Source organism: Nonomuraea sp. NPDC049607 (assembly GCF_040675375.1).
GTDB lineage: Bacteria > Actinomycetota > Actinomycetes > Streptosporangiales > Streptosporangiaceae > Nonomuraea.
Genome location: NZ_JBFAOV010000016.1, coordinates 207,638 through 221,114 on the forward strand (window position 1 = coordinate 207,638; position 13,477 = coordinate 221,114).

10 protein-coding genes are annotated in these 13,477 nt (G+C 71.8%); 3 read left to right on the forward strand and 7 right to left on the reverse strand.

The genetic code is table 11. From position 1 onward, the window contains the following. Window positions 1–9 precede the first annotated feature (9 nt). The 4 genes from AB0J97_RS29305 to AB0J97_RS29320 form a co-directional block, all read right to left on the reverse strand. A complete protein-coding gene (locus AB0J97_RS29305; RefSeq protein WP_364094225.1) occupies window positions 10–1,449 on the reverse strand; it encodes a glycoside hydrolase family 3 protein in 1,440 nt (479 codons plus the stop codon). Window positions 1,450–1,525: 76 nt separating this feature from the next. After that, a complete protein-coding gene (locus AB0J97_RS29310; RefSeq protein ID WP_357694282.1) occupies window positions 1,526–2,377 on the reverse strand; it encodes a carbohydrate ABC transporter permease in 852 nt (283 codons plus the stop codon). Then, window positions 2,374–3,387 carry a sugar ABC transporter permease gene (locus AB0J97_RS29315; RefSeq protein ID WP_357694280.1) on the reverse strand — a complete coding sequence of 338 codons (1,014 nt, stop codon included), beginning with the start codon at window positions 3,385–3,387 and terminating at the stop codon, window positions 2,374–2,376. Before AB0J97_RS29315 ends, AB0J97_RS29310 begins: the two co-directional genes overlap by 4 nt. A 2-nt stretch (window positions 3,388–3,389) precedes the next feature. Then, complete coding sequence (locus tag AB0J97_RS29320) at window positions 3,390–4,709, reverse strand: extracellular solute-binding protein (RefSeq protein WP_357694278.1); 1,320 nt, start codon at window positions 4,707–4,709, stop codon at window positions 3,390–3,392. Between the two features lie 137 nt (window positions 4,710–4,846). Between AB0J97_RS29320 and AB0J97_RS29325 the strand changes: the two genes are divergently transcribed. The 3 genes from AB0J97_RS29325 (at window position 4,847) to AB0J97_RS29335 (ending at window position 7,822) form a co-directional block, all read left to right on the forward strand. Beyond that, on the forward strand, window positions 4,847–5,995 hold the full coding sequence (locus AB0J97_RS29325; RefSeq protein ID WP_364094231.1) for an ROK family transcriptional regulator: 1,149 nt from the start codon (window positions 4,847–4,849) through the stop codon (window positions 5,993–5,995). Window positions 5,996–6,007: 12 nt separating this feature from the next. Further along, window positions 6,008–6,664 carry a M15 family metallopeptidase gene (locus AB0J97_RS29330; RefSeq protein ID WP_364094234.1) on the forward strand — a complete coding sequence of 219 codons (657 nt, stop codon included), beginning with the start codon at window positions 6,008–6,010 and terminating at the stop codon, window positions 6,662–6,664. Between the two features lie 72 nt (window positions 6,665–6,736). After that, window positions 6,737–7,822: a glutamate--cysteine ligase gene (locus AB0J97_RS29335; RefSeq protein ID WP_357694273.1), complete on the forward strand. Its 1,086-nt coding sequence runs from the start codon at window positions 6,737–6,739 to the stop codon at window positions 7,820–7,822. A 50-nt stretch (window positions 7,823–7,872) separates the two neighbouring features. On the opposite strand, the gene AB0J97_RS29340 is transcribed toward AB0J97_RS29335, so the two are convergent. The 3 genes from AB0J97_RS29340 to AB0J97_RS29350 all read right to left on the reverse strand — a co-directional run bounded on the left by AB0J97_RS29340 (window position 7,873) and on the right by AB0J97_RS29350 (window position 13,445). Then, window positions 7,873–8,085: a hypothetical protein gene (locus AB0J97_RS29340; RefSeq protein ID WP_364094238.1), complete on the reverse strand. Its 213-nt coding sequence runs from the start codon at window positions 8,083–8,085 to the stop codon at window positions 7,873–7,875. Window positions 8,086–8,237: 152 nt separating this feature from the next. Continuing rightward, the gene (locus tag AB0J97_RS29345) at window positions 8,238–8,762 is read right to left on the reverse strand and encodes a hypothetical protein (protein WP_364094241.1); all 525 of its coding nucleotides are present in this window, start codon (window positions 8,760–8,762) and stop codon (window positions 8,238–8,240) included. Window positions 8,763–8,798: 36 nt separating this feature from the next. Next, entirely contained in the window at window positions 8,799–13,445 is a 4,647-nt protein-coding gene (locus tag AB0J97_RS29350) for an ATP-dependent helicase (protein ID WP_364094244.1), read from the reverse strand. Window positions 13,446–13,477: the final 32 nt, after the last annotated feature.

A 13,477-nucleotide genomic window follows, 5' to 3' on the forward strand; every position in this document is an offset into this window, starting at 1 on the left:
TCGCCCGCCTCAGGCGGTGATCAGTTCCACGGCGGCCTGGGCGTTGGCCCTGGCCGCCCCGTACGTGGCGATGTAGGCGGCGCTGCCGGGCCGCCAGACAGGCAGGCCCATCTCGATCACCGTCGCGTCCTGGCGGGCCGCCACCAGCGCGGAGACCAGTTCCTGGCTCGCCTGGTAGCGGTGGGCGTCCTTCACCACGATGACCAGCGACCGGTTCGCGGCCTTGGCCAGCAAGGTGGGGACGTCGGCGGCCTCGGGCTCGACGCGGACGATCTCGGCGTCCGGCAGCCACGGGCCCACACCCCACGGCACGGTTCCCACGGCGATCGTGGGCGGGGTGTCCACCTCGATCACCAGGGGTTCCACCAGGGGTTCCGTCTCGCCGGTCAGCCGCACGGCGCGGCGGGCGGCATGCAGGCCGACCCCGTTCTGCTCGGCGGCGACCGTCTCGGACGCGCCGAACCAGGCCCGCAGCGCCCGGACCCGCTCGGCCGCCTCCTCCAGCCTGGCGGCCGGCAGTCGGCCCTCGGTCACCGCGTCCACGATCTCCGCGATGACCCGCTGGACGTCGTCCTCGCCGGGGATCGGGCCGAGGCAGATCAGGTCCGACCCGGCCGCGAGCGTGAGCACGGCGCCCTTGGCCAGGCCCACGCTCTTGGTGATCGCGTGCATGTCCAGCGCGTCCGTGATGACCACGCCGTCGTAGCCGAGCTCGCCCCTGAGGAGCCCGGTCAGCGCGGCGGGCGACAGGGTGGCCGGGGTGTCCCCGGTCACCACCGGCACCGCCACGTGCGCGGTCATCACGGTCTTGGCGCCGGCCTCGATCGCCGCCCGGAACGGCACGAGCTCGCGGGCCCGCAACACGTCCAGGTCGACGTCCACGACGGGCACGGCCAGGTGGGAGTCCACCCGGGTGGCGCCGTGGCCGGGGAAGTGCTTGACGCAGGCGGCCACGTTCACCGACTGCAGGCCGTTGACCGCCGCGACCGTGTGCCTGGCCACCAGCGCCGGGTCGGCGCCGAAGGACCTGGTCCCGATCACCGGGTTGTCGGCCTCGGTGTTGACGTCGGCGCTCGGCGCGAGGTCCAGGTTGATGCCGCACGCGGCCAGCTCCGAACCGATCGCCGCGTAGACCCGGCAGGTCAGGTCCACGTCGTCGACCGCCCCCAGCGCCGCGTTCCCCGGGTACGGGCTGCCGACGTGGTAGGCCAGCCTCGTGACGTCCCCGCCCTCCTCGTCGAGCGAGATGACGGGCTCGGCCGAGGCGCGCAACGTCGTGGTGAGCGACCTGACCTGCTCGGAACTGGCGACGTTGAACCCGAAGAGCGTCACGCCGCCCAGGCCGTTGTCCAGCTCGCGCAGCACCCAGTCGGGCGCCGTGGTGCCCTGGAAGGCGACGAGCAGCGTGCCGGCCGCGAGGCGACGCAGCCCCCGATCACTCTGACTCATGGCTCCTCATCACTTGAATGAAGGCACGACCGGGTACGGCTCGGACGAACCCGAGCCGTACGCGGATCAGTGCCTGTTACCCCTTCACGGCCCCGGCGGTGAGACCGGCGACCATGCGGCGTTGTACCAGCAGGAAGAAGACGACCACCGGAAGGGTCATCAGGGTGGAACCGGCCATGATCGCGCCCCAGTCGACGCCCTTCTGGCCGAAGAAGTACTGCAGGGCGACCGGCATCGTGTATCCCTCGGACCCCGACATCAGGTAGAGGGCGAACACGAGATCGTTCCAGGCGGTGATGAACGAGAAGATGCTCGTGGCCACCAACCCCGGGGCGACCAGCGGGAACAGCACCTTCCAGAACGTGGTCAGCCGGCTCGCGCCGTCGATCCAGGCCGCCTCCTCCAGCGTCCGCGGCACCGCCGCCACGAACGTGCGCAACATCCAGATGCCGAACGGCAGCGTCAGCGCGACCTGGGTGATGATCAGCCCGATGAGCTGGTCACCGAGGCCGACCCGCTTGACCATCATGTACAGCGGGATGAGCAGGCCCTCCGCCGGCAGCATCTGCACGATCAGCAGGACGACCAGGAACGTGCCACGCCCCTTGAAGCGGAAGCGGGCGATGGCCGTGGCCGACAGCAGCGCGAAGACCGAGCCGATGAGCACGGTGCCGAGCGCCACGATCGCGCTGTTGCGCATGTAGAGCCAGATGGAGTTGTTCGCCACGCCCTCGGTCAGCACCCGCGCGAAGTGGTCGAAGGTGAAGTGCGTGGGGAACGGGATGAACTCCGTCGTGAAGATCTGGTCGTTCTCCTTGAAGCCGGTGGAGACCATCCAGTAGACGGGGAAGACCGCGTAGAGGAAGACCAGCACACCGGCCGTGTTCAGGAGGATCTTCCCGAGCTTCTTGCGGGCCAGCGGGTTCACATCTCCTCCTGCTTCACGATCTGCCGGACGTACGCGACGGTGATGATGAGCAGGATGATCGTCAGCACGATGGAGATCGCCGCGCCCGTGCCCAGCTTCTGCGGGGGCTTGAACGCCTCCGCGACCGCGTACATCGACAGGTTGAAACCGTCGCGGTTGGTCGGGCCGTTCATCAGCACGTAGAGCTGGCTGAAGACCTTGAAGTCCCAGATGATCGACAGGATCGTCAGGACGGCGAAGACCGGCTTGAGCAGCGGAAGGGTGATCTTCCTGAACGTCCGCCACGCCCCCGAGCCGTCGACCTTCGCCGCCTCGTACAGCTCGGACGGGATGCCCTTGAGGCCCGCGAGCACCGAGACCGCGATGAACGGGAACCCGGCCCACACCACGCACACGATCAGTGCGACGTAGAGCGGGAAGGTGTCGTTGAGCCAGGGGGTGCCCGTCCAGTCCTGCTGACCCGCGGGCGGCGCGGCCAGCCAGTCGGGCAGCAGGTTGAGCAGCCAGTTGACGATGCCGGACTCGGCGTCGAAGAGCGAGCGCCAGATGACGCCCTGCGCGACCGGCGGCACGGCCCAGGCGAACATGCACCCGATGACCACGAACAGGGACATCTTCTTGCCGAGCTTGTTCAGCAGCACGCCGACCGCGGTGCCCACGATGAGGGTGAGGCTGACGGCGACGAAGGCGAACACCACGGTGTTGCGCAGAGCCGACCAGAAGATGTCGTTGGAGAGGACCTTGTCGAAGTTGCCCAGGCCCACCCATTCGGCCGGCTTGCTTCCCCTGATCTGCGCGAGGCCGACCTTCTGGAAGGCCATCACGCCGAGCTGGAACATCGGGTACAGCAGCAGTCCCGCGATGACCAGCAGCCCGGGGATGAGCAGCACGTACGGGATGCTCCAGGTGGGCATCCCGGTGGCCTTGACGGGCCCGCCGCCCTTCTTACGGCGGCGCCCCGGGGCGGGGGACGAGCCCCTGCCCCGGGTGACCGTAGTCGTGTTCGCCATCGTTACTGGTTCAGGATCTCTTCGAGTTCCTTGTTGGCGTCAGCGAGAGCCGTGGTGGTGTCCTTCTTGCCCTCGATGACGGCGCGCGCCGCGTTCTGCAGCACGGCCTTGGTGGCGTCGGCCTCGGCCCAGTTCGGGTCGGCCGGGAACGCCTTGGCCTTGGCGAAGGCCTGGGCGAACGGGCCCTGCGCCGGGTCCTCGTTCAGCGCCGCCAGGGTGTCGGGGTAGACCGGCAGCAGGCCGCCTTCCTTGGCGTAGCGGTCGGCCCAGGTCTTGCTGGTGGCGAGCTTGATGTACTCCTTGCCGAGGTCGGCCTCCTTGGTGCCGCCCCACAGCGCGATGTCGTTGCCGCCGAAGAAGGAGGGGGCCAGGCCGCCGGTCTTGGCGGGCAGCGGGAAGAAGCCGAGCTTGTCGCCCTTCAGCTTGCCCTTCGAGTCCTCCTCGATGCCGGGCAGGTCCCAGCCGGCGGTGAGGTACATCGCCACCTTGTTGTTGGCGAAGCGCTTGCGGATGTCGACGGTGTTCAGCGTCAGGTTCGCCTTGCTGGACAGGCCGCCGGTGACCAGACCGGTGTAGGTCTCGAAGCCCTTCTGGAAGCCGGGGTCGGTCAGCTTGCCGACCCACTTGTCGCCTTCCTTGACGGCGAACTCGCCGCCCTCGGACCAGGCGAACGCGGCCAGCAGGTGGTTGGCGTCGGAGCCGCCGTTGAAGGCGAAGCCGTCGACGCCGGCGCCCTTCTCCTTCTGGATCTTCTTGGCCGCGGCGACGAGCTCGTCCCAGGTCTTGGGAACCTCGATCTTGAGGTCGGCGAACCAGTCCTTGCGGTAGAGCACCGCGCGGGCGCCGGCGCCCCACGGGATGCCGTAGATCTCGCCGTCAACCGTCTCGTAGCCGTAGAGGTTCTCGGGGATCTGGGCCCGGTCGCCCTCACGCGCGATGTCGGTGATCGGGGTGAGCGCGTCCTGGCTCTGCCACATGGGGACCTGGTCGTTGCCGATCTCGGTCACGTCCGGGCCTGCGCCGGTGGCGGCGGCGGCGAACTTGTCGGCCACCTGCGGCCACGGGATCCACTCAAGCTTGACCTCAGCGCCGGTCTGCTTCGTGAACTCGGCGTTGAGCTCTTCCATGTACTTGGCGGCGGCAGGGTTGCTGTCGCCCAGACGCCACATGCTGAGCGTCTTGCCCGCGAACTTCGGGCCACTGGAAGCGGGGGCGGCCGCGCTGGACGACGGCTTCGGCTCCTCGCTTGACCCACAGGCGGCCAGGCCCAGGGCCAGGGCGGCCGTGGTGACCGTAGTGGCTGTGATCTTCGCGATCCTCACAGGGTTCTCCCTTCCCGGGTGCTGGCCTACGGTCCGCACCAGGCTGATCGTCAAATGCCGAACGACGCTGTTAAACTAACAAGAAACTTTCTTAAAAGAAACGCTCGTTAGCCATTCGTGACGAGAGGGGTGCGGTAATGAGTCGAAGCCCGGGGATCCCCCGGTTGCTGCGCAGGTTGAACGACCGCTCGGCACTTGAACTCCTCCTCGCGGACGGTCCGCTGACCCGCGCCGAACTGGGGGAGCGAACGGGGCTCTCCAAGGTAACCGCAGGTCAGCTGCTGGCTCGCCTGGAAGAGCGGGGCCTGGTGGAGGTCGCGGGCGAGCGCGCCGGCGGCAGGGGTCCGCACGCCGCCCTGTACGCCGTGGTTCCGTCCACCGCGTACGTCGCCGGGCTGGAGGTGCTGCCCGACAGCCTCACCGTCGGTGTGGCGGACATCACAGGTAAAATCGTTGTCGAGGTGACGGTCAACCCGGCCGACTCCCGCGATCCGGTCAAGGCGGTCCACTCGGCCGTCCAGCGGGCCTGCGCCGCGGCCCGCGTCGAGCTCTCCCAGCTTCGCTCCTTCGTCATCGGCACCCGGGGGGTCGTCGATCCCCGCAGCGGCGACGTGCGCTGGTCCTACGACCTGCCCGACTGGCACGTCGGCGTGCTGGCCAGCCTCCGCCGGACCCTGGGCGGCTCGGTCACCATAGAGAACGACGTCAACCTGGTCGCCCTGGCCGAGAGCCGCTACGGCGCCGCCGTCGGCCACGACGACTTCGTGGTCATCTGGGCCGGCGTCGGCCAGGGCCTCGGCGTCATGCTCGGCGGACGGCTGCACCGCGGCATGAGCGGCGGCGCGGGCGAGATCGGCTGGCTGCCGGTGCCGGGCGAGCCGCTGCCCGCCGACGTGTCACAGCCGCAGTCGGGCTCCTTCCAGCGCCTGGTCGGCCACGACGCCCTGCGCGGGCTGGCCGACGAGCACGGCGTGATCGGCTACACCGTGCCCGACCTGGTCCGCAACGGCGACGAGGACTACCTCGACAAGGTGGCCGGACGCCTGGCCGTGGGCGCGGCGGCCGTGGCCGTCGTGCTCGACCCCGAGCTGATCGTGCTCAGCGGCGACGTCGGCCGGGCCGGCGGCGAACGGCTGGCCGCCAAGGTCCAGGAGGCCGTGGCCCGCCTGTGCCCCAGCCAGCCGACCGTGGTGACCACCAAGGTGACCGGCAACGCGGTGCTGCGCGGGGCCCTGGTCGCGGCCCTGGAGCAGGCCCGGGAGCAGGTTTTCTCCGACACTGTGTGAGAATTTCTGCCCATGTGGCAGCTCGACACCGACGTAGTCCTCATCTCCGACCCGCGCGTCTCGGCGGTCCCCGTCCGGGAGTGCGGCGAGCCGCTGGCCGACGTACGCGGGCGGCTGCGGGTCGACACGCGGATGGCCGACGCCGACGGCGCGTACGCGCACCTGCGCGCGGGGCTGCTCGACCGGCTTGAGCAGGCCGAGAGCGCCCTTCCCGACGGCTTCCACCTGCTGATCGTCGAGGGCTACCGGCCCATCGCCACCCAGCGGCGCATCTTCGAGGGGTACCGCGCGGAGCTCCTCACCACTTTTCCCGACATGACGCCTGACGAGTCCTATATCGCGGCGAGTCGTTATGTGTCCCCTGTCGAGGTCGCCCCCCACACCGCCGGCGCCGCCGTCGATCTGACCCTGTGCGCGCCCGACGGCACCGAGTACGACATGGGCACCGAGGTCAACGACAACCCCGAGGAGAGCGGCGGCGCCTGCTACACGGCCGCCGCGGGCATCCCGGCCGAGGCCCGCGCCCACCGCAAGATCCTGGCCGCCGTCCTGGAGCCCGTGGGCCTGGTCAACTACCCGACCGAGTGGTGGCACTGGTCCTACGGCGACCGCTACTGGGCCATGTCCACCGGCGCCCCCGCCGCCCTGTACGGTCCTGCCCCCTTCTAGCCAGGTTTTCCCCCGGCGGCGGTACGGGCACAACCTGTGGCGGAGGCTTTTGGACTCCCCAGCGAGGTGTGCATGGTTCCGTTGATCGGGATCGAAGAGGAATACCTCGTCGTCGATCCCCGCACGCGTCACGTGTCCCCCCGGGCGGCCGAGGTCCTGGCCGCCGCGACGGACATGCTCGACGTGGCCCACGAGATCACCCGTTTCCAGGTGGAGGCCCGTACGCCGCCCTCCGCCGACCTGAGCGAGCTGGGTTCCCAGCTTCGGACAGCACGGAAGGAGGTGGCCGAGGCGGCCCGGTCCTGCGGCCTGGCGGTCGTGGCCAGTGGCATCCCGGTGCTCGGCAACGTCATGCCGCCACCGCTCACCGACGACCACCGCTATCTGCAGGGCAAGGAGCTCTACCGCGCGTTGCAGGACGAGATCAGCATCTGCGCGCTGCACGTGCACGTCGACGTACCGGACGAGGAGATCGCCGTCTACGTCGGCAACCATCTCAGACCCTGGCTGCCGACGCTGATCGCGCTGGCCGCCAACTCGCCGTTCTTCGTGGGCCGCGACACCGGCTACGCGTCCTGGCGGGTCATCAGCTGGGGGCGGTGGCCGGTGTCCGGGGCGCCGCCGTACTTCCCGACGTTCGGCGACTACGAGCTGGCGCTGCGCGCGCTGTCGGAGTCGGGAGCGCTGATGGACCCCAAGACGGTCTTCTGGGACACCCGCCCGTCGCCGCGGCTGCCGACGGTCGAGATCAGGGTGGCCGACGTGCCGCTCGACGTGAGCGACAGCCTGACGATCATCGGCCTGATCCGGGCCCTGGTCGTGACCGCGTTGCGGGAGGTGGCGCGCGGCGACCGCGGGCTGCCGATCCCGTCGGAGGTGCTGCGGGCCGCCTATTGGAGGGCGGCCCGGGACGGCCTCGTCGGCGACAGCCTCGACGTGCGGCACGGAACGCTCGTGCCCGCCACGGTGATGGCCCGCCGGCTGTTCGGCCACGTACGCGCCGCGCTGGCCGAGGCCGGCGACCTGACCTTCATCGAAGAGGGTCTGGAACGGCTGCTGAGCAAGGGCTCCGGCGCGGTACGCCAGCGGCGCGTGCACGCCCGGGGCAACGACCTGACCGACGTGGTGGACGACCTGATCGAGGCCACCGTCGCCTGAACCGCCCGTTCAACGCAGCGCGAGCACCGCCGCCACGCCGAGGCCGAAGGTCACGACGACGCCGCGCAGCACGTCAGGCGGCATGAGCCGGGCCACGCGGGTGCCGAGGAAGCCACCCGCCAGGCTGGCGGCGCCACCACCGCCACGGGATGCCACTCCACCGGCCCGAACAGCGAGAACGCCACCACCGAGACCGTGCTGACGACCAGCGCCAACGCGGCCCGTACGGCGTTGACCCGGTGCAGGTCGTCGTGCAGGAACATGCCGGGCCACCGCGTTGGTCACCGACGCCGTGACGCCCGGGTCCCCGAAGGCCACCAGCGCCGGGAAGGAGACCAGCGTGCCGCCCCCGGCCGGCGCGTTGACCACCCCGCCACCAGCCCGACCGCGCCCAGGAACACGAACTCCCCACCCGTCATCGCGCGGCCCGCGGTGCTGTGGGTGCCCAGCTCGACGTGGATGACGCCGTGGTCGTCGCCGGGATCCAGCAGGACCAGCCCGAACGCGGGCACGAACGGCAGGAAGCGCACCTCGACGCGGTCCCGGTGGGGTAGGTCGCGCAGCAGGTGCGGCTCAGCGTCACCCCGGCGAAGCGCAGGTCATCGGTGCGGGCGACCCGCTGATCCAGGCCGTCCTTGCGGGTGGTCAGGAACGCCTCCCCGGCCAGACGGTCGCGGACGAGGGCGTTGAGCTCGGCCACGCGCGCCTCCAGGTCGGCCACCTGGTGCTTGGGGCCGAGCGCGGACGCCGCCGGCAGGGCGAGCGTGGCCAGCGTCGCCGCCGCCAGGATCTCACCCTTGACGACGCCGAGGACGCCGAGGACGCCGAGGACGCCGAGGACGCCGAGGACGCCCACCACGAGCGCGATGACCGTCGTGACGTAGATCTCCAGGTTCTTGCCGGAGCCGAGGTCGGAACGTAAGCGTTGCAGAGGCGGCATGCCCTCATCCACCAGCCTTTCCGGCCGCCACGCTCCTCAGGCGCGCAGGCGCAACCCCCTCGGGGTCGGATGGAACCCGGCCGCCTCCAGCGCGGCGGCCAGCGGCGACTCCACGATGGACGTACCGTCGGCCCGCTCCACGGTCAGCTTCCCGAGCGCCCCGTCGCGCACGGCCAGCGCCAGGGCGTCGACGGCCGGTTGCAGCCGCTCGTCGTCGGCGAACGACAACAACGTCTTGCCGCCCCGCTCCACATAGAGGATGAGAAAACCGTCCACGAGCACGACCAGCGAGCCCGCCTTCCTGCCCGGCTTGTGCCCGACGTCGCCGGCGCGTTGCGGCCAGGGGAGCGCGGCTCCGTACGGGCTGGCCGGATCGGCCGCGGCCAGCACCACGGCCCGCCGCCCCGGCGTCACCCGCCCGCCGCTCTCCCAGAGGGGGGCCTCGGAAGGAGGACCGGAGCTCTCATGCGGCCCGCCCCCGGTCGGCGCGATGCCCGGAGCCATGGCCCGCATGCGGTCGACCGCGCCCGGCAGCGCGAACTGCGCACCGCCCAGCCCTTCCACGAAGTACCCCCGGCGGCACCGACCGCTCTCCTCGTAGGCGCGAAGCACCTGGTAGACGGGTGTGAACCCGCCGGGCAGCCGTTCGGAGGTGACCGCGCCCCGCGTCACCACCCCGTGCCGTTCGAGCAGCACCTCGGCCTGCGCGTGCGCCCGCTGCGTCGTGTCGTCGGCGGGCCCGGGCAGCAGCCACCACCGCCCGGCCACGGTCGGCGGCCCGCTTCTCGACGGCAGCACGGCCCGCCGCCGCCGCGTCGTGGCCGGCCGGTGCGCGGGACGCCCGGTGCCCAGCGTCGCCCGCAGCGGCGCGAGCGTGTCGCCGGAGACCCGGCCCGACCACACCAGATCCCACAGCGCGGAGACCAGCGCCGCGTCGTCGAGCGCACCGCCCTGGGCGCCGAGCTGGTCGGAGATGCCCCGGAAGAACAGCGCGCCGCCGCCGCCCAGCAGGTCGAGCACGCGTTCGTGCAGCGGCGTCATCGTGATCTCGGCGGGCTCGGGCAGCAGCAGCGGCGCGGTGTCGGCGAAGTAGAGCGACACCCACCCGTCGCCGCCGGGCAACGACCCCTGCCCCACCCACATCACCTCGCCCGACGAGGTCAGCTCGTCGAGCAGCGCCGGATGGTAGCCGGGCACCCGCGAGGGCAGCACCAGCGTCTCCAGCGCCGACGCCGGCACCGCGGCCCCCTGGAGCTGCTCGACGGAACGCACCAGCGCGTCCATGGCCCGGGCCGCCCCGGCCCGCGAGCCGTCGGACGACGACGAGCCCGAACCGGTGATGCCGTGCCAGGCGGGCAGGAAACGGGCCAGCGTCTCGGGCGCGACCGGCTCGACCTCCTTGCGCAGCCGGGCCAGCGACCTGCGGCGCAACATCCGCAGCACCCCGGCGTCGCACCACTCCTCGCCCCGGCCGCCCGGACGGAACTCCCCGTTCACGACCCGCCCCGAGGCGGCCAGCCGCCGCAGTGCGTCGGTGACCACGGCCACGCCGAGCCCGAACCTGGCGGCGGCGGTGCCGGCGTGGAACGGGCCACGGGTGCGGGCGTGCCGGGCCGCCAGGTCGGCCAGCGGGTCGGGCACCGGCTCCAGGAACACGTGCGGCACCCCCACGGGCAGCGGCACGCCGAGCGCGTCGCGCAGCCGGGCGGCGTCCTCGACGGCAGCCCACTGCTCCTCGCCCGCGACGCGCACGCGGATGGCCCGGCGCGCGCGTTCGAGCTCCTCCAGCCAGGACGGGTCGCCGCCGCGCACGCTCACGTCGGGCGTCAGCAGCGGCCCGTGCGAGCGCAGCAGGTCGGCCAGGTCCTCGGCGTCGCGCAGCGGCCGGTCGAGCCGGGCCAGCTCGCGCTCGCTGGTCACGATCACGTCGGGGTCGAGCAGCTCGCGCAGGTCGGCCTGGCCGAGCAGCTCGGCCAGCAGCGTGGTGTCCAGCGCCAGGGCCTGCGCGCGGCGTTCGGCCAGCGGCGCGTCGCCCTCGTACATGAACGCGCCGATGTAGTGGAACAGCAGCGACGCGGCGAACGGCGAGGCCTGCGAGGTCTCCACCTCCACCACCCGGATCCGGCGCGCCGCGATGTCGCGCATGAGCTGGACCAGCCCCGGCACGTCGAACACGTCCTGGAGGCACTCGCGCATCGTCTCCAGCACGATCGGGAACGAGGCGTACTGGGAGGCCACGCCCAGCAGGTGGGCGGCCCGCTGGCGCTGCTGCCACAGCGGGCTGCGCCGGCCCGGCACGCGGCGCGGCAGCAGCAGCGCCCGCCCCGCGCACTCCCTGAAGCGGGAGGCGAACATGGCCGACCCGCCCAGCTCCTCGGTGACGATCTGCTCGATCTCCTCGGCGTCGAACGCCGCCACGTCGGTGGGCGGCTCGGCCAGCGTGTCGGGGATGCGCAGCACGATGCCGTCGTCGGAGTGCACGGCCTGCACGTCGATGCCGTAACGCTCGCGCAGCCGCCGGTTGATCGCCAGCGCCCAGGGGGCGTGCACCCGCGCGCCGTAGGGGGAGTGGATCACCACCCGCCAGTCGCCCAGCTCGTCGTGGAAGCGCTCGACCAGCAGAGTACGGTCGTCGGGCACGTAGCCGGTGGCCTCGCGCTGCTCGTTGAGGTAGGCCAGCAGGTTGCCGGCGGCGAACTCGTCGAGCCCCGCCTCCCGCAGGCGGTCGGTGGAACCGTGCTTGGCCTGCTCCCGCAGGAACTGCCCGATCGCCCGGCCCAGCTCGGCCGGCCGCCCGGCCGTGTCGCCGTGCCAGAACGGCAGCTTCCCCGGCTGACCGGGGGCGGGGGAGACCAGCACCCGGTCGGCCGTGATGTCCTCGATCCGCCACGACGTCGCGCCCAGCACGAACACGTCGCCGACGCGCGACTCGTAGACCATCTCCTCGTCCAGCTCGCCCACCCGGGACGCCTTCTCGCCCACGAGGAACACGCCGAACAGGCCCCGGTCGGGGATCGTGCCGCCGTTGGTCACGGCCAGCCGTTGCGCGCCGGGCCGCCCCTGGAGCGTGCCGGAGACGCGGTCCCAGACGATGCGCGGCCGCAGCTCGGCGAACTCCTCGCTCGGGTAGCGGCCGGCCAGCATGTCGAGGGTCGCCTCCAGCGCGCCGCGCGGCAGGGTGGCGTAGGGGGCGGCCCGCCTGACCACGGTCTCCAGCTCGTCGACCGTCCACTCGTCGAGCGCGGTCATCGCCACGATCTGCTGGGCCAGCACGTCGAGCGGGTTACGCGGGTAGCGCAGCTCCTCGATCTGCCCGCCGCGCATGCGCTCGGCCACCACGGCCGTCTGGACCAGGTCGCCCCGGTACTTGGGGAAGATCACCCCACGGGACACCGCGCCCACCTGGTGTCCGGCCCGGCCGATGCGCTGCAGCCCGCTGGCCACGCTCGGCGGGGCCTCCACGCACGCCACCAGGTCGACCGCGCCCATGTCGATGCCCAGCTCCAGGCTGGAGGTGGCGACCACGGCGGGCAGCCGCCCCGACTTGAGCGCCTCCTCGATCTGGGCCCGCTCCTCCTTCGACACCGAGCCGTGGTGGGCCCGGACGATCTCCGTCACCACCCCCTTGCTCGCCCCCGCCTGCGCCATCGTCTCGGCCGGCATGCGCCTGGGCGGGGCCGGGGCCTCGTGGTCCTGCGGCGGCGTCTCCCAGATCGACAGGTCGATCGCCTCCAGCCCCTGCCGCCGCGTGTAGGCCAGCTCGTTGAGGCGGGTGCACAGCCGCTCGGCCAGCCGCCTGGAGTTGGCGAACACGATCGTCGAGCTGTGGGCCTCGATCAGGTCGAACAGGCGATCCTCCACATGGGGCCAGATCGACCGGCCGGACGACGGCTCGACCTGCTCGGGATCGGGCGCCCCCTCCATCTCCGTCATGTCCTCGACCGGGACGACGACCTCGATCTCGATGCGCTTGTCGGACGGCGGCTGCACCACCGTGGCCGGACGCGTGCCGCCGAGGAAGGCCGCCACCTCGCTCACCGGCCGCACGGTCGCCGACAGCCCCACCCGCTGCGCCGGACGCTCCAGCAGCGCGTCGAGCCGCTCCAGGCTGAGCGCCAGATGGGCGCCGCGCTTGGTGGCCGCGACCGCGTGCACCTCGTCGACGATCACCGTCTCGACGTCGCGCAGCGCGTCGCGCGCCTGGCTGGTGAGCAGCAGGAACAGCGACTCGGGGGTGGTGATCAGGATGTCGGACGGCTTGGCGGCGAACCGCCTGCGCTCCTCGGCCGGGGTGTCGCCGGAGCGGATCGCCACCGAGATCTCCGGCACGGGCAGCCCGAGCCGGCGCGCCGTCTGCCTGAGCCCGGCCAGCGGCGCGCGCAGGTTGCGCTCGACGTCGACGGCCAGCGCCTTGAGCGGCGACACGTAGAGCACGCGGGTGCCCGGTTTGGGGGCCTTCACCGTTGTCTCGCCGGGGGGCTGCCCGGCGGCCCGCGCCGCGAGCCTGTCGAGCGACCACAGGAACGCCGCCAGCGTCTTGCCCGACCCCGTGGGGGCCACGACCAGCGTGTTGTCACCGCGCGCGATCGACTCCCACGCGCCCTCCTGGGCCGCCGTGGGCGCCTGGAAGGCGCCGGCGAACCATTGCCTGGTCACCTGGGTGAAGTGGTCTAGCGAGCTCACCTGCACATACTGCCTCGCGCCACCGACAGAAA

Coding starts and splice junctions, on each gene's coding strand:
- AB0J97_RS29335 (WP_357694273.1), top strand. CDS start 6,737: ATGGTTCCGTTGATCGGGATCGAAGAGGAATACCTCGTCGTCGATCCC.
- AB0J97_RS29325 (WP_364094231.1), top strand. CDS start 4,847: ATGAGTCGAAGCCCGGGGATCCCCCGGTTGCTGCGCAGGTTGAACGAC.
- AB0J97_RS29345 (WP_364094241.1), bottom strand. CDS start 8,762: ATGCCGCCTCTGCAACGCTTACGTTCCGACCTCGGCTCCGGCAAGAAC.
- AB0J97_RS29305 (WP_364094225.1), bottom strand. CDS start 1,449: ATGAGTCAGAGTGATCGGGGGCTGCGTCGCCTCGCGGCCGGCACGCTG.
- AB0J97_RS29315 (WP_357694280.1), bottom strand. CDS start 3,387: ATGGCGAACACGACTACGGTCACCCGGGGCAGGGGCTCGTCCCCCGCC.
- AB0J97_RS29330 (WP_364094234.1), top strand. CDS start 6,008: ATGTGGCAGCTCGACACCGACGTAGTCCTCATCTCCGACCCGCGCGTC.
- AB0J97_RS29340 (WP_364094238.1), bottom strand. CDS start 8,085: ATGTTCCTGCACGACGACCTGCACCGGGTCAACGCCGTACGGGCCGCG.